This window comes from Bacillus pumilus (genome assembly GCF_900186955.1).
In the GTDB taxonomy this organism is placed as follows: Bacteria; Bacillota; Bacilli; order Bacillales; family Bacillaceae; genus Bacillus; species Bacillus pumilus.
In genome coordinates this window covers 2,781,051-2,794,785 of record NZ_LT906438.1, presented here as the reverse complement: position 1 = coordinate 2,794,785, position 13,735 = coordinate 2,781,051, and the positions used below count along the sequence as shown (strand labels likewise).

General features: G+C 38.2%; 19 protein-coding genes and 1 pseudogene. 17 read left to right on the top strand and 3 right to left on the bottom strand.

What is annotated here, in order from left to right; all coding sequences use genetic code 11:
- Nucleotide 1 precedes the first annotated feature (1 nt).
- The 12 genes and pseudogenes from CKW02_RS14465 (at nt 2) to CKW02_RS14415 (ending at nt 6,945) form a co-directional block, all read left to right on the top strand.
- The gene (locus CKW02_RS14465; RefSeq protein ID WP_003213507.1) at nt 2-1,129 is read left to right on the top strand and encodes a hypothetical protein; all 1,128 of its coding nucleotides are present in this window, start codon (nt 2-4) and stop codon (nt 1,127-1,129) included.
- Between the two features lie 4 nt (nt 1,130-1,133).
- A complete protein-coding gene (locus CKW02_RS14460; protein ID WP_003213700.1) occupies nt 1,134-1,508 on the top strand; it encodes a YomQ N-terminal domain-containing protein in 375 nt (124 codons plus the stop codon).
- Nucleotides 1,505-1,648 (top strand): XkdX family protein, encoded by a 144-nt coding sequence (locus tag CKW02_RS14455; protein ID WP_003212695.1) that lies wholly within the window; start codon nt 1,505-1,507, stop codon nt 1,646-1,648. The genes CKW02_RS14460 and CKW02_RS14455 overlap by 4 nt, the downstream gene beginning before the upstream one ends.
- 61 nt (nt 1,649-1,709) lie before the next feature.
- Entirely contained in the window at nt 1,710-1,922 is a 213-nt protein-coding gene (locus CKW02_RS14450) for a BhlA/UviB family holin-like peptide (RefSeq protein WP_034620157.1), read from the top strand.
- A gap of 12 nt (nt 1,923-1,934) precedes the next feature.
- Nucleotides 1,935-2,198 carry a phage holin gene (locus tag CKW02_RS14445; RefSeq protein WP_003213008.1) on the top strand — a complete coding sequence of 88 codons (264 nt, stop codon included), beginning with the start codon at nt 1,935-1,937 and terminating at the stop codon, nt 2,196-2,198.
- Between the two features lie 172 nt (nt 2,199-2,370).
- Nucleotides 2,371-2,667 (top strand): annotated as a pseudogene (locus CKW02_RS20710) (M15 family metallopeptidase); the annotation flags it as partial.
- Nucleotides 2,662-3,075: a peptidoglycan-binding domain-containing protein gene (locus CKW02_RS20705; RefSeq protein ID WP_372706100.1), complete on the top strand. Its 414-nt coding sequence runs from the start codon at nt 2,662-2,664 to the stop codon at nt 3,073-3,075. The pseudogene CKW02_RS20710 and the gene CKW02_RS20705, both read left to right, overlap by 6 nt.
- A 291-nt stretch (nt 3,076-3,366) precedes the next feature.
- Complete coding sequence (locus CKW02_RS20500; RefSeq protein WP_223253293.1) at nt 3,367-3,936, top strand: hypothetical protein; 570 nt, start codon at nt 3,367-3,369, stop codon at nt 3,934-3,936.
- On the top strand, nt 3,905-4,342 hold the full coding sequence (locus tag CKW02_RS14430) for a protein-export chaperone SecB (protein ID WP_003213595.1): 438 nt from the start codon (nt 3,905-3,907) through the stop codon (nt 4,340-4,342). Before CKW02_RS20500 ends, CKW02_RS14430 begins: the two co-directional genes overlap by 32 nt.
- The gene (locus CKW02_RS14425) at nt 4,339-5,040 is read left to right on the top strand and encodes a hypothetical protein (protein ID WP_003213606.1); all 702 of its coding nucleotides are present in this window, start codon (nt 4,339-4,341) and stop codon (nt 5,038-5,040) included. Before CKW02_RS14430 ends, CKW02_RS14425 begins: the two co-directional genes overlap by 4 nt.
- A 213-nt stretch (nt 5,041-5,253) precedes the next feature.
- Entirely contained in the window at nt 5,254-6,102 is an 849-nt protein-coding gene (locus tag CKW02_RS14420; protein WP_003213762.1) for an SMI1/KNR4 family protein, read from the top strand.
- An 81-nt stretch (nt 6,103-6,183) separates the two neighbouring features.
- Nucleotides 6,184-6,945 (top strand): HNH endonuclease, encoded by a 762-nt coding sequence (locus CKW02_RS14415; protein WP_003213287.1) that lies wholly within the window; start codon nt 6,184-6,186, stop codon nt 6,943-6,945.
- Between the two features lie 81 nt (nt 6,946-7,026).
- Here the strand turns inward: CKW02_RS14415 and CKW02_RS14410 are convergent, their stop codons facing one another.
- Nucleotides 7,027-7,215 (bottom strand): helix-turn-helix domain-containing protein, encoded by a 189-nt coding sequence (locus tag CKW02_RS14410; RefSeq protein WP_034620074.1) that lies wholly within the window; start codon nt 7,213-7,215, stop codon nt 7,027-7,029.
- Between the two features lie 273 nt (nt 7,216-7,488).
- On the opposite strand from CKW02_RS14410, the gene CKW02_RS14405 reads away from it, so the two are divergent.
- A complete protein-coding gene (locus CKW02_RS14405) occupies nt 7,489-8,616 on the top strand; it encodes a response regulator aspartate phosphatase (RefSeq protein WP_003213458.1) in 1,128 nt (375 codons plus the stop codon).
- A complete protein-coding gene (locus tag CKW02_RS20630) occupies nt 8,606-8,731 on the top strand; it encodes a hypothetical protein (protein ID WP_003212991.1) in 126 nt (41 codons plus the stop codon). Before CKW02_RS14405 ends, CKW02_RS20630 begins: the two co-directional genes overlap by 11 nt.
- 273 nt (nt 8,732-9,004) lie before the next feature.
- On the opposite strand, the gene cudC is transcribed toward CKW02_RS20630, so the two are convergent.
- The gene (cudC, locus tag CKW02_RS14400) at nt 9,005-9,562 is read right to left on the bottom strand and encodes a transcriptional regulator GbsR (protein ID WP_003213048.1); all 558 of its coding nucleotides are present in this window, start codon (nt 9,560-9,562) and stop codon (nt 9,005-9,007) included.
- Nucleotides 9,563-9,769: 207 nt separating this feature from the next.
- Between cudC and betB the strand changes: the two genes are divergently transcribed.
- The gene (gene betB, locus CKW02_RS14395; protein ID WP_003212701.1) at nt 9,770-11,239 is read left to right on the top strand and encodes a betaine-aldehyde dehydrogenase; all 1,470 of its coding nucleotides are present in this window, start codon (nt 9,770-9,772) and stop codon (nt 11,237-11,239) included.
- Between the two features lie 27 nt (nt 11,240-11,266).
- Nucleotides 11,267-12,475: a choline dehydrogenase gene (locus CKW02_RS14390; RefSeq protein ID WP_003213555.1), complete on the top strand. Its 1,209-nt coding sequence runs from the start codon at nt 11,267-11,269 to the stop codon at nt 12,473-12,475.
- Between the two features lie 40 nt (nt 12,476-12,515).
- Here the strand turns inward: CKW02_RS14390 and CKW02_RS14385 are convergent, their stop codons facing one another.
- Nucleotides 12,516-12,995 carry a DinB family protein gene (locus CKW02_RS14385; protein WP_003213650.1) on the bottom strand — a complete coding sequence of 160 codons (480 nt, stop codon included), beginning with the start codon at nt 12,993-12,995 and terminating at the stop codon, nt 12,516-12,518.
- Between the two features lie 204 nt (nt 12,996-13,199).
- Here CKW02_RS14385 and CKW02_RS14380 point away from each other — a divergent pair, with 204 nt between their 5' ends.
- Entirely contained in the window at nt 13,200-13,730 is a 531-nt protein-coding gene (locus CKW02_RS14380; RefSeq protein WP_034620073.1) for an NfeD family membrane protein, read from the top strand.
- The last annotated feature ends 5 nt before the right edge of the window (nt 13,731-13,735 follow it).

The window sequence follows — 13,735 nt, the reverse complement described above, 5'->3', positions numbered from 1 at the left end:
GATGGACATTAAATCTCCTAAAGTGTTCGAAACAAGTGACAAAGCTCATGCGGATCTGTTCAATGACATGGTGAAGGTATTACTTGAAAATGATACTGGACTGTTAGATCAGATCATTGAACATATTGGCGATACTCAGCCACATGCATCTGAAGAAGAGAAGAAGAAATGGGATGAATCGCAGCTATATAAAATCACAGCTGATGATGGCAAATACTTGATCTCTGTCCCAGCTGACAAAAATATTTATGATGCGATCAAAGACAAGGGAACCTGTACTTTCATTGCATCCCCAGGTGTAGAGGATTCCCCTGCACCTAGTAACGCCTATTTAAGAGGAATTCAAACTGTGGGACAAAACAACATCGGAACGGGATTTGCGGTAGACACTTCAGGCAATGCATATTACTTTTATTATAATTCTAGCCATATATCTATCACTTGGACGCAGCTGCCGTCAGCTGCCGAAAAGAATAAATGGAATAATGGTCAATTGTACAAAATCACTCAAGATTCAGGTGATCGTAAACCGCTCCCAACTGTGCTAGATGGAACGGATATTTTATCTTTACCCCCTGGCCGTTATTCTGCAGCAGGTCAATACCTTACAAACAAACCGACCACAAACGATTCATCGTTCTTTAATATTGACGTTGAGGGGATCGACACAAGAAAAGACATTCGTTTATGTAGAAGTTTTGACAATCTGTACTGGTTCGGAACCGTTCATACAGGTGGGGAATTTAAAGGGTGGAAACGGATGATCACTGATTCTGACGCAAAACTCAATTGGAAGTTTCCCACGATAAGGAACGGGTGGAAAACTTATAAATCTGAGGTCAATAATGATTATCGGGTACGAGTAGCAAAAGACGCTTTAGGCATAGTGCATGTTACAGGAGCCATCGCAGGTGGCACATTGGGAGAAGTCCCTGCGTTTACGTTACCAGAGGGATGTGAGCCGCCTTTTCCTCTTTATAATGTTGGTATTGCTTCTAGTACAGGAGGATTTAAAGGGCCGCAGTTTAGTAGGCAGTATATCGCAACAGATGGCCGATTTTGTATACAAGATACCACGAGTAATAAAGACTTCATCGTGGTGAATTGCATGTTTAAAGCAAAGGAGTGATTTTATGAAGCCAATATACGCCTACGATAAAAATTTTAAGTATATACCTGATGGAGATTCAGAAATACCCGATGATGCTGAAATTCCAGAGGGTTTTACTGATCAGCAGCCGCAAGAAGGGTTGTATAAAGCAAAATACAATCCTAAAAGCAAGACATGGAGCGAATCAGCAAGCCAAGAGTACATTGATAGTTTACAAATAGAGCAACCACCAGATGATATAGATTTATTAAAACAGCAAAATGCGGTGTTAACTAAACAAGTTGCACAATTGTCGAAAGACGCAGCTGAAGCGAAAATTCGTGAGGCTAAGATGGCCAAACAATTTGCACAGTTGATGATGGAACTTGAATCTTTGAAAGGTGGCGATTCAAAATGATGTATCCAACATTAATTGATATAAAACAGTTCTGGGAATGGGAGTGTTATGGACCTCCGGACATTGCGTTTTATGTTGATATTGGCTATATCACAATTTCAGAATATGAGGAAATAACAGGAGAACAATACGAAGCCTAGAGGGGCTTTTTATTTTGCCTTCTTTAAGGGGGTGACCAAAGTGAGGGAGTAGGTGAGTATGGTGGAAATGGATTTGGCGCAATATTTGATGACTCAAGGACCCTTTGCGGTTCTTTTTTGTTGGGTGCTGTTTTACGTATTAAACACAACAAAGGAACGAGAAAACAAGCTCAATGAACAAATCGAAGCGCAAAATGATGTGTTAGCAAAGTTTAGTGAGAAATATGACGTCGTGATTGACAAGCTCGATAAAATTGAACGGAATTTAAAATAGGAGGAATCATTTATGAAAACATTCGACAAAGGCACTGTGATCCGTACAGTGCTTCTTTTAATTGCCTTTATTAATCAAACGCTTGTGATGTTTGGGCAGACGGTGTTGCCGATTAGTGAGGAGCAAGTACAAACCGCTGGTGAGGCACTATATGTAGCAGGTTCCACCATTTTTACGATGGTTACAGCCATTATCGCATGGTTTAAAAATAACTATGTTACCGAAAAAGGAAAAAAACAAAAAGAAATTCTGAAACAAAAAGGACTTTCAAAATAAACGGCTGCCATTAGGCGGCTTTTTTGTTTTTAAAAAATGAATTCAGAGGAGAATGAACATGGCTGAAAAAATCGGATTAAAAACTCTTATAGATCGTTCGGTTAGGAATATGGGTGCTGGCATTAACAGTGTTGTAAAAGAAAGTGCAATTGAAATGATCAAGCAAGCATATAAAGAAGGTATCTTTGTTCAGATTACTTCTGGCTACCGTTCGTTTGCAGAACAAAATAAGCTTTACGCTAAAGGTCGTACCGCTCCTGGGAAGATTGTCACCAACGCTAAAGGTGGTCAATCAAATCACAACTATGGCTTAGCGATTGATTACGTTCTATTAAGTGCGGATGGAAAAAAAGCGCTTTGGACAGTTAACGAGAAATGGCGCCGAGTAGCGCAAATCGGTAAATCACTAGGATTTTCGTGGGGTGGAGACTGGAAGAGTTTTAAGGACTACCCACATCTTGAAATGATGGGCGGTTTGACTTTATCACAGCTTCAAGCGGGTAAGCGTCCTGTCTTGGTGTCATTACTATCAAATAAAGTTTCTGCAAAACCAATCAAGACAACGCCGGTTAAATCATCACCAACAAAAAGCACAACTAAGCCTAAAACAACTTCTAAAAAGACGTACAACCTGCCTTCTGGCATTTTAAAAGTAACAAAGCCATTAACTAAAGGGGCAGGAGTAAAAGCCGTACAGGAAGCTCTAGCGGCTGTATATTACTATCCAGACAAAGGCGCAAAAAATAACGGCATTGATGGCTATTACGGACCAAAAACAGCGAATGCGGTCAAGCGGTTCCAGCTCATGCATGGACTTGTGGCTGATGGCATTTATGGTCCAAAGACGAAAGCGGCATTAGAAAAGGCGCTGAAATAAATTAAAGGTGTCTTACGATTGCCACCTATTAACGAACGTATGTTCTTTTATTTTTTGGAATATATCTGGCGGATTTGATTAGAATGTTATAAAGAAAGTAATTAAAGACTTCTTAATATGAAATACTTGAATAAACAGGTTCAATATAGGGTAAACAAAAATAGAACAAACATTTCTCTTGTAAACTGTGAGTTGCTGTAGTATATTAATCAAAGATAAACAAATTTTTTCCACTTGAATTATGGGTTTTTATCAGATATACTAGTAGGTTATCTGTTTGGAGGTATTATTATGGAAATTAGAAAATGGTTTGGTTTAGAAGCTTTCACAAAATACACTGAATCCGATAAGGCGATGGATAAGATGTTAGAATTGTGTCGTGAAGCGCTAAACACATATTTTTCTGTATCGCATTCTGAAAATATTAATGAGCTTGTTCAAAAAGCATATAGCAATGACGGGAATGATACTCATTTTTTAGAGTGGATAACTGAAAAAGGCCTGCCTCGACTTAATAATATCGATTTTTCAAACTTACCTAATGAAAAAAGATTTGTATCAATGATAGAAATTGATGAATTTGTTTTAAAAAATGAAATGGACTTTTCAGATCCAGATGAAGTTCGAGGGTGTATTATTTCTTTTGTGAATAGTTTAGATGAATATATTGCCTTATGTAAAAATGAGGTATCTGCATCTATTGAGAGTCTACTATCTGAATCCGATGAATTTAGTGTGGATGATGAGTATAATTTTGATGAACTTTTTTCACAAAATTCAAACTGGGGATCTGCTGAGCAGGTCCCTTTTTTTATGGAGGAATTTAATTATGGAAATGTTAGATTACTATGCTATTGTTAGAAATTCAGTTCAACTACAGGATGTTAAAATGACATCATTAAAATGTGAGATTTTAGATGCTGAATCTAAAAAAAGAAATTTGGCTTTATCAGTAGAAAGAAACGTTAAACTGTTATCAGATACCAGTGCATTAATCTCAATGAATGTTAAAGTTCATTTCAAAGATTCAGGACCCTTTTTTATTGAATTAACTTATGAGGGGAAAACTGAATTGTCAGACGAAAGTCTTGACAGAGATAAATTTGAAGAATATAACTATCATTCTGTTGTTCCTCTTCTTTTACCATATGCTCGTGAGTGTGTGGCAAACTTAATGTCAAGAATGGATTTCCCAATATATACGATCCCTACAATTGATGTTCTAGAAACTATGAAACAAAATATGGAGAAATCAAAAGAAAAATGAGTGTGATCTTTGAAAGAAAAGATGTTTATGATGAATTGATTGTTTCTCTAACGATAACGGTAGCGCAGCACTTCAGTGTAAATAGAAAATCAAAAAGGTTTTTCGTGAAGCTTATTAGAGGAAAGTGGCTTATTTCTGATGAATTTAAAAAATCTGTTAAAGATAAATTTTCTGCACTGGAATTTGAAGATGAAGAAGAGGTTAATTTAATTTTTGAACAAGCCTTTTCTTGCTGTGTTGACCAAAAATCAGTAGATAAAGTTAGAGGGGCATTAGCGGAAGGCTTATTACTTGGTTTATATGGAGAATCTATTATAAATTCGAAGTCATTTGGATGGGGAGCGAATGTGAAATTGCTCTCTAGTAATAAGAAGAATGCTTACAGAGTTAAATATAGTTGTCCGAGACATTGTGATTTGGAATCCGCTGAATGCTATAGTAGGGAAACTGTTGATCTAGGTATATGGGATGGGGAATATGGTCGATTTTTTGAGTGTAAAACTAGGCCTAACAGTGTTGGGAGACCGGAAATTAACTATATGAAAGAATTATATACAGCACTCAAGAAAAAAAATATAAAAGGTAAAGTGTTTTTTGCTACAACTGATTCAGTTGAAAATGCAAAAATGAAAATAAATAAAAAATATCCAGAAGAGAATTTTTTTGAAATTATAAGTTTAGAAGATTCAATTGCTTAAAAGTTAGTTAATTTTAGTCTTAAATTGGCCTCCTCAAAAGGAAGGCTTTTTTTATTAGAACTTTCAAACCTCCTCCTCTTTTCCTCTATTCAAATCAGTTATTCAACCCCCAATTAAATCAATTGTTCAAAGCGATAGCAAAATCAAAAGTTGTTAAACAAAACCATTAAAAATGGTATACTTATGTGCATATTATACTAGGGGGTACAAACCTTGAAACAATTTTGGGAAATTGATGAAGAAGGCTATTATACGTTGGAGAAGATAAATGAGAAAAAAATAGCTAAAGCAGAAAAAAAGCTTGGAGTAATTTTACCTGATACATATAAAAAGCTCATTTTAGAACAGAACGGTGGTTATATTGTTCATAATGCATTTCCTACAAGTCATCCTAATTCATGGGCTGAAGATCATATTCAATTTAATCACTTGCTGGGAATCGCGAAAGATGAAGGAATTATGGACAGTGAGTATCTAATTGAAGAATGGGAATTGCCAAAAGGACTTGTTCTGATTAATGGGGATGGCCATACATGGGTAGCAATGGATTATCGAAAAACTAAAGAGAATCCTCCAATTCACTATTTTGATGTAGAGACGGAAGAAGACTTTAAGCTAGCAGATTCATTTGACGAATTTATTGAAGGACTCTATACAGTTGAATACACTGCCGATGAAGAAGACGAGACAGAGTACGAATACGAATACGAAGAAGAGGAATATATAACTAAAGCAGAACTTGAAGCGATCTTAGAGAAAGAAGCACCTGATCCAGCCGATATTCATCAAATTACTAAATATCCGTTACAAGATTTAGAAGAAGTAGAGTGGTTCTTTAAAAGAATAAAAAGCTATATTGAATCTGTTAAAGATGAAGACGTTCTTTATGAAGTAGCTGCAAGCATTGACACAATCCTTATGTTAAGAGTAGATACAATGCCAAGTAACGATATTATAAAAAAGACATTATTTGAAATTGTAGACATTTTTGAAAAAACTGAAGTTCCTCAGATAACTGTAACAGCTGGAAATTTTGCTATTAATATAGATGCTTTGAATTAAGGTAAATTTAAGAAAAAAATAGTTACTTTTGCCTTATAATTAGTATGTTCCAAAAATACTAATTGTAGGGAGAAATGTAATTTGAAGAAAATAATTTTATCATTCCTAGCACTCGTAATAATATTGGCCGGCTTACCAATGAGTTTTGTGAGTGCAACTGAAGATTCTCCAAAAGCTAAAACAGCTGTAGAGCCAGGCAGAAAGCAGTATATTCCTGATGTAGAACCAAATGCTACAGAAGATGATCTTATTTCTGATGATGAATTAGAAGAAATTTCAGAGGCTGAGTGGGACAAACTTCCAACTGTCGCGGAAGATGGTACTGTTGGTCCTATACCTGAAGGACCTGTAATTAAAACAAAAGCCTTAACTAAAATTCTTAAACTTCTTCAAAAACCTGCTGTAAAAGAGGTGAAGAAAGGTAAGAAAGTAAAACGCTATACGGAGAAACATACCAACAAAGGAATCACTGGTATTCATATTAAAAACGGAAAGCTTGCAGGTCAAAAACATCCTGTAACTAAGGTTCCTTTTTCTAAACAAGGTTTTCCTGTTTTTAGCGCTAGACATTCAATGACATTGCCACTTAAAGAAGTGAAGTCATCTAACTATACTCAATTTAAATTAGCTAATGCTGATTTGAAAAAAAGGGTCAATAGTAACATCACATTGATGGGTAAGTTTACAAAAGCTCAACTAAAAGAGATAGATGCCGGTAAAACTCCTACAGGGTATACTTGGCATCATCATGAACAAGTTGGTCGTATGCAACTAGTTGATACTTGGAAGCATGAGAAAACAGGGCATACTGGTGGAAGATCTATTTGGGGTAGCTTCAAATAATAAAGGCACTAAAGAGGGACGACTTTGTCTCTCTTTTTTAATTTTGTTTTTCGCATTTGGCAAAAGAATATCGTCTGATGTTTAAAAATTCCATTCTCTTTTCTCTTTATCCCAAATCAATTCTTTACGAGATAAAAGATTTTTAACCGCCTTACGGATCGTTGCCTCATCTTTACCCGTTTTCCTTTTCAGATCCTCCATTGAGGGGTTCTTTCTGAATCTGCTCATGTTGTATAGGATGCGATAAATTTTCCTTTCGAGATCAGTCATACTCTCACCTCGAAAACATTTTAACGGAATGTTTGTTCGGTTTCTAGAAGTGATGTATAATTAAATATACGGTTTACCCGCGGAAACGGGAGAAAAAATTCGTATATTTCAATACTTCTTTAGCAAACCACTATTACTCATGTATTACTCACACGGCTCCTTTGTAGGAGCTCTTTTTTTGTTCTTTTTGCGGTATCTTTTCGGTGCTTTGTAAAATCCTGTATGTAATAATATATGTAATATAAGGGAATTTTGTGGAAGGGGAGTATGGGGATGGAGAAAGTTCTTTCTTCACATGTTGGTGTGAAAATAAATGAATGGTATAAAATGATTCGACAATTTAGTGTACCAGATGCAGAGATTTTGAAAGCTGAAGTTGAACAAGAAATTGAACAGATGGAAGAGGATCAGGATCTGCTCATTTATTATCAATTGATGTGTTTTCGACATCAAATTATGTTAGATTACATACAGCCAGTAGACTTCAATAAAAACAGACCATCAATTTCAACCCTCCTAGAACAGATAGAATCTTCTCAAGAAAAGCTCACCGGAATGTTAGAGTATTACAAGTTATTTTTCACAGGTATGTATGAGTTTAGTAATAAAGAATATGTAGAAGCAATAAAGTATTATAGAAAAGCTGAAAATAAACTTGGTGTCGTCACTGACGAAATTGAAAAAGCGGAATTCCACTTTAAAGTAGCTGAAGCCTATTACATTATGAAACAAACACATGTCTCTATGCACCACATATTGAAAGCGATGGAGATATACGAAAAATATGATTTGTATAAAGTGAGGAAAATTCAATGCTCATTTGTCATTGCAGGTAACTATGATGATATGAAATATAGTGAGAAGGCCCTTCCTCATTTAGAGAAATCGTTGAAGATGGCAGAGGAAGCGAAAAACAATAGGTTGATCTCATCCGCATATTATAATCTTGCTGATTGCTATGAATGTTTGGGAGATATAGATCAGGCAATTTATTTTTGTGAAAAGGCTGTTCAGATTAACGAAAATGAGAGGTACGACAACTTACCACATTCGCTTTATTTTCTGTCGTCATTACTAATGAAGAAAGGCGACTATAAACAAGGTAAGGATATTCTTGATTATGGTCTTTCTATTTCTATTCAATTTCAGGATGAGTTATACAAACAATTGTTCCGCTTTATCAAAGCTCTATATGTTGATAAAGTTAATATTGACCAAATTAATCAGGTCTTTCACTCCTTAGATGAGAACAAAATCTATGCTTACCTAGAAGAGCTGTCTTATGATGTGGCGGATATGTTCAAATCAAAAGGTGATCATGAAGCAGCAAATGAATTTTTAATGAAAATGTTGGACACACAAACAAAAATTCTGAAAGGAGACTGTCTGTATGAGTATTAAAAAAGTTGTTTTTTGTGCTTTGGCAGTCATTGTTCTAGCTTCTGCTACTGGTATCCCGACACTAACTAAAAGTGATAACAGCAGCATTGAAATTGCTTCAAGAAAACAAACATAAAAGCCTCCTAAAAAGGAGGCTTTTTTATGGGGACGGATTGGGGACCAACCCTTTCAGTTTTGTTCAGAAATGAAAATTTTTATTCAGAAAGGCTCATCATAGAACCTTATTAAATCAGTCTTTTTCAGAGAACGTCTGTTTGCTTCGGGTGATGTCGTTCACCCTGCCAGCGTAGCGCTCTCCCAGCTGAGCTAATGCCCCGATGTGTTACGACTTAATTTATTATAATCAATCCTCCTGTAAAATTCAAGCTTTAAAACGCACACACATCGTCTATTTATCTTTCTGATCAATCGGGATATAGTCAAAGATTTCCCCTGAATGAACAGAGTTTGCTAAACGTCTCAGCCAGTCATAGTAGGCTTTTGAACTTTCAAGCTGCTCAATCAGCTGCTGCGCTTCCTCTCTTATATGTTCCTCCAGCTGATCATCACGAGCCACCTCTTGAAGCCGGACTTGCGCTTCTTCTATCGCCGCTAAATTGACCTCGACCTCTCGTTCCCACTTTTGTGGAAAGAAGTTCATGAAAAACTTAAAAAAGTCTTTTTCAGCAACAAAGCTATGTTTTCTTCGTCCTCGGTGAAAGGTCTTTTTGACAATATTCATGTCTTGAAGCTTTTTCACACCTGTACTCATACTTGGCTTGCTCATTTGCAGCTCTTCACGCATTTCATCCAGCGTCATTTCCTCATTTAAATACATGGTCCCATAGAGAATACCAGCACTTCGTGTAATTCCATAGAGATCCATCGTTTCAGCTATGGAATCAATGACTAGATCTTTAGCAGCTAAAATACGTTCTTCTGCTTGCGGCTGTTCCTGCTTTTTCATCCTGTCCCTGCTTTCTATTAAGAGAATTCAATACGTTCAAAAAAATCTTTATGGACTATATGTTAACGAAAGAATGCAAAATGTCAAAAGAAAATGAAGCATATCTCCCTTTGACAGAAAAATTTGAACATGATACGTTAATTATGTTCAAAACGTTAAATTTTTATTTAACAAACTTATCGAAAAGAATCAGAGGAGGTTCCTTCTATGAGTCAAACACTATTTATAGATGGACAATGGGTTGGCGCCAAAAGTGGCGACACGCGGGATATCATTAATCCATTTAATCAAGAAGTGATCGCGACAGTCAGTGAAGGATCAAGAAATGACGCGCAGCTAGCCATTAAGGCAGCGAGAAAAGCCTTCGATCAAGGTGACTGGGCAAACTTGCCTGGACTTGAAAGAGGAAATATGGTGTTTAAGATTGCTGAATTGATTAGACGTGATCTTGATGAACTAGCCAAATTAGAATCGCTTGATACTGGTAAAACAGTAGAGGAAAGCAAAGCAGACATGGACGATATTGCGAACGTGTTCCAATATTACGCCGGTCTTGCCGACAAAGATGGCGGGGAAATCATTGCATCGCCAATTCCGAACTCTAAAAGCGAATTGGTCAGAGAGCCTGTCGGTGTATGCGGGCAAATTACTCCATGGAACTATCCATTGCTTCAAGCAAGCTGGAAAATCGCTCCTGCTCTAGCGGCGGGGAATACAATCGTATTAAAGCCAAGTGAAATTACACCACTCACCACGATCAAAGTATTCAAACTCATGGAAGAAGCAGGCATTCCAGCAGGGGTTGCGAACCTAGTCCTTGGGCCAGGTGCAACGGTTGGTGATGAGCTTGCTGTGAATGATCAAGTCGATTTGATTTCATTTACAGGCGGTATTGAAACAGGTAAGAAAATCATGCAGGGAGCCAGTGGGAATGTGAAGAAAATCGCCCTTGAGCTCGGCGGGAAAAATCCGAATATTGTGTTTCAAGATGCTGATTTAGACGTAGCGGTTGACCAGGCAATGAATGCTGTGTTTTTCCATGCGGGGCAAGTGTGTTCAGCAGGTTCACGTTTGCTAGTGGAAGAATCCATTCATGCTGAATTTTTAGAAGAACTGGTGAAGCGCACGAAAAAAATCAAGCTAGGCAACGGCTTTGATGAAGAAACCCAAAGCGGCCCGCTCATCTCAGCTGAGCATCGAGAAAAAGTAGAAAAATACGTCAGCATTGGGTTAGATGAAGGCGCCAAATTAGAAACAGGCGGAAAAAGACCGGACGCAGAGGAGCTTTCAAATGGGTTCTTCTACTTGCCAACGATATTCTCAGGCTGCACGTCAGAGATGCGGATTGTCCAGGAAGAAGTCTTTGGCCCAGTATTGACAGTTGAATCCTTTCGTACAGAGGAAGAAGTGATTGAGCTGGCAAACGATACGATTTATGGATTAGCAGGAGCCGTGTGGTCTACTGATATCAGCAAGGCCGAAAGAGTCGCTCGTCAATTAAGATTAGGCACAGTTTGGATCAATGACTTCCATCCTTATTTCGCTCAAGCACCTTGGGGTGGATATAAACAATCAGGTCTAGGACGTGAATTAGGACGCACCGGTCTTGAGGAATATACGGAACTGAAGCATGTATATCGTAATACAAAACCTGAAGCGATTCGTTGGTTTCAATAAAAATCACACATTTGGAGGAGATTCTATATGACATTAAATATGAAAATTGAAAGCATGCAGAAATTCCATACATTTGAAATTCCGACTGTCATCAAACATGGCATCGGTGCAGTGAAACATGTTGGGGAAGAAGTAAAAGCATACGGTGTCTCAAAGGTATTACTTGTAACAGACCCAGGTATTTACCTGGCGGGCGTGGTAGATCCAGTGATTGCTTCATTAAAAGAAGCACAAATCGATGTGGTGCTATTTGATAAAGTAGAGCCAAACCCGCCAGTCCGTTTAGTGAATGAAGGCTCTGCGTTATATGAAAAAGAAGGCTGTAATGGATTAGTTGCAGTAGGCGGCGGAAGCTCAATGGATACAGCGAAGGCGATCGGTGTAGAAGCGACGCATGAAGGCTCAGTCCTTGATTACGAAGCGGCAGAGGGGAAAAAACCGCTTGAAAACAGAATCCCGCCTTTAACCACTATTCCGACAACAGCTGGTACAGGTTCAGAAGTCACGCAGTGGGCAGTGATTACAGATGAAGAAAGAGAATTCAAATTCAACACAGGTGGCCCGCTCATTGCAGCTCACCTCACAGTCATTGATCCAAAGCTACATGTATCCATGCCGCCTCATGTGACGGCAATGACTGGAATTGATGCACTTGCACACGCCATTGAATGCTATACAATGAAATTTGCTCAGCCTATTACAGATGCGGTCGCGCTCATGGCCATTGAATATGCAGCTCATTATATTCGCCGTGCCTTTGCCGATGGTGAGGACTTAGAAGCCAGGTATGGAATGGCACAAGCTGCAATGCTTGCCGGGCTTTCTTATGGAAGCGAATCAGCTGGAGCTGCACATGCGATGAGTCAAACACTCGGAGGCATTATTCCTGTAGCGCATGGTCAGTGTGTCGCAGCAATGATGGGACCGGTGATGGAGTATAACTGGAAAGGGTATCCCGAAAAATTTGCTCGTATTGCGCAAGCATTTGGAATTGATATTAGCCGAATGTCAACAGAGGAAGCCGCAAAAGCAGCAGTGAACTGGATGTATGATTTAGTGGAAGACCTAGAAGTTCCTTCATTAGAAGAACAAGGTGTATCAAAAGATATGATTGACCGTTTATCTAAAGAAGCAATGAAAGATCCGCAAACAATTGGAAACCCAAGAGATCTAAACGAAAAAGCGTACAACTGGATTTATGCTCGCTGTTTTGATCTAACACCTAAAACAGTGTAACAATGAAAAAAGGCTCCCAAAAGGGAGTCTTTTTTATGTCTTATAGCTGTTCTTTAATTTCTTTGATTTGATGGATATGGCGTTTTTCGTGTGCGCCGATAAAATCAAGATATTGCTTAAGCGATAACTCTTCAAACACAGGGTGTGCAATGACGCGTTTGAAATCATCCTCAGTAAACGTTGATAGAATTTGATTGAGCTGCTCACGGGCTGTATCGAGTTCATCTTTTAAATGTGTAGGTGTCACATGCTTGCGCTCAGGCTCAACAATACTAGGCGCAGTCGCTTTTCTAGAACGATCCTCTGCCATTTCCACCGGCTTTGGCTCATATTCTTTGATCGGTGCTTTTTTTCCCTCAGCAGCTAGATGTTTTGCTGCCACGAGGTCCATCTTCTTTAAATGATCTGCCACCTCTTGAATACTCCAAGTATCATCAGATAATTTTTGATTCAATTGCTCTTCGTTCAAACCTTGTAGCTCTTGCCACAATTCTTGTCTTGCATCATGTAATAAACTCATTTTCATCACCTCAAGATCAAATTTTAACACACTGGTACATGACAATCATTCTTGAGCTATCGGCGAATTCCTATGAAGAATTGTGAGGAAATTTGAAACCTTTACAAAAGTGGTTCGTATTACCTGTTAGAAGGAATACATTGGAGGTGAGCATGGTCTAAATGAAACAAAGGCTGTTCATTTCATGAAGAAAGGGTGAGGAAGATGGATGTGTTCGGGCTGCCACTTCAGACGCTGTATTTATACATATTGATGATATCAGGAATCCTGACACTTGTTTTCGTCTTTTTCGGCGATGTATTTGATGGATTGTTTGAAGCGATTCCTGTTCCATTCCTTCAACCAACATTAATCCTCGCATTTCTTACCTTTTTCTCGGCTGGAGGGTTTATCTCTGAAAAAACAGCAATTGTAGGAAGTGGACTTGGCGCAGTCTTATCTGCCATCCTCGCAGTGGTTCTTGTGACCTGTTTGAATGTATTTGTCTTAGTCCCGCTTTCCTCTGCTGAAGAATCTCTCTCATATACGGAGGCCGACTTAAAAGGAAGAACTGGGGAGATCATTGTATCTGTTCCAAAAGACGGGTTTGGAGAAGTGCTGTTAATTAGTAATAGCGGGAAAATCTCAAAGCCTGCCGTCAGCTTCGACGAAGAGGAGATTCCATATGGAACTCGGGTACTGGTCGTCGAAGTGAACAAAGGCGTCTTATCAGTTATACCAAATGAAGAAATCTAGGAGGG

Bases quoted from the DNA above. Each gene is read 5' to 3' on its own strand.
- CKW02_RS14380 (WP_034620073.1), top strand. From the start codon at position 13,200: ATGGATGTGTTCGGGCTGCCACTTCAGACGCTGTATTTATACATATTG.
- cudC (WP_003213048.1), bottom strand. From the start codon at position 9,562: ATGAAAAAGCAGGAACAGCCGCAAGCAGAAGAACGTATTTTAGCTGCT.
- CKW02_RS14465 (WP_003213507.1), top strand. From the start codon at position 2: ATGGACATTAAATCTCCTAAAGTGTTCGAAACAAGTGACAAAGCTCAT.
- CKW02_RS20500 (WP_223253293.1), top strand. From the start codon at position 3,367: ATGGAAATTAGAAAATGGTTTGGTTTAGAAGCTTTCACAAAATACACT.
- CKW02_RS20705 (WP_372706100.1), top strand. From the start codon at position 2,662: ATGATGGGCGGTTTGACTTTATCACAGCTTCAAGCGGGTAAGCGTCCT.
- CKW02_RS14410 (WP_034620074.1), bottom strand. From the start codon at position 7,215: ATGACTGATCTCGAAAGGAAAATTTATCGCATCCTATACAACATGAGC.
- CKW02_RS14445 (WP_003213008.1), top strand. From the start codon at position 1,935: ATGAAAACATTCGACAAAGGCACTGTGATCCGTACAGTGCTTCTTTTA.
- CKW02_RS14460 (WP_003213700.1), top strand. From the start codon at position 1,134: ATGAAGCCAATATACGCCTACGATAAAAATTTTAAGTATATACCTGAT.
- CKW02_RS14405 (WP_003213458.1), top strand. From the start codon at position 7,489: ATGGAGAAAGTTCTTTCTTCACATGTTGGTGTGAAAATAAATGAATGG.
- betB (WP_003212701.1), top strand. From the start codon at position 9,770: ATGAGTCAAACACTATTTATAGATGGACAATGGGTTGGCGCCAAAAGT.
- CKW02_RS14385 (WP_003213650.1), bottom strand. From the start codon at position 12,995: ATGAGTTTATTACATGATGCAAGACAAGAATTGTGGCAAGAGCTACAA.
- CKW02_RS14430 (WP_003213595.1), top strand. From the start codon at position 3,905: ATGGAAATGTTAGATTACTATGCTATTGTTAGAAATTCAGTTCAACTA.
- CKW02_RS14425 (WP_003213606.1), top strand. From the start codon at position 4,339: ATGAGTGTGATCTTTGAAAGAAAAGATGTTTATGATGAATTGATTGTT.
- CKW02_RS20630 (WP_003212991.1), top strand. From the start codon at position 8,606: ATGAGTATTAAAAAAGTTGTTTTTTGTGCTTTGGCAGTCATTGTTCTA.
- CKW02_RS14390 (WP_003213555.1), top strand. From the start codon at position 11,267: ATGACATTAAATATGAAAATTGAAAGCATGCAGAAATTCCATACATTT.
- CKW02_RS14455 (WP_003212695.1), top strand. From the start codon at position 1,505: ATGATGTATCCAACATTAATTGATATAAAACAGTTCTGGGAATGGGAG.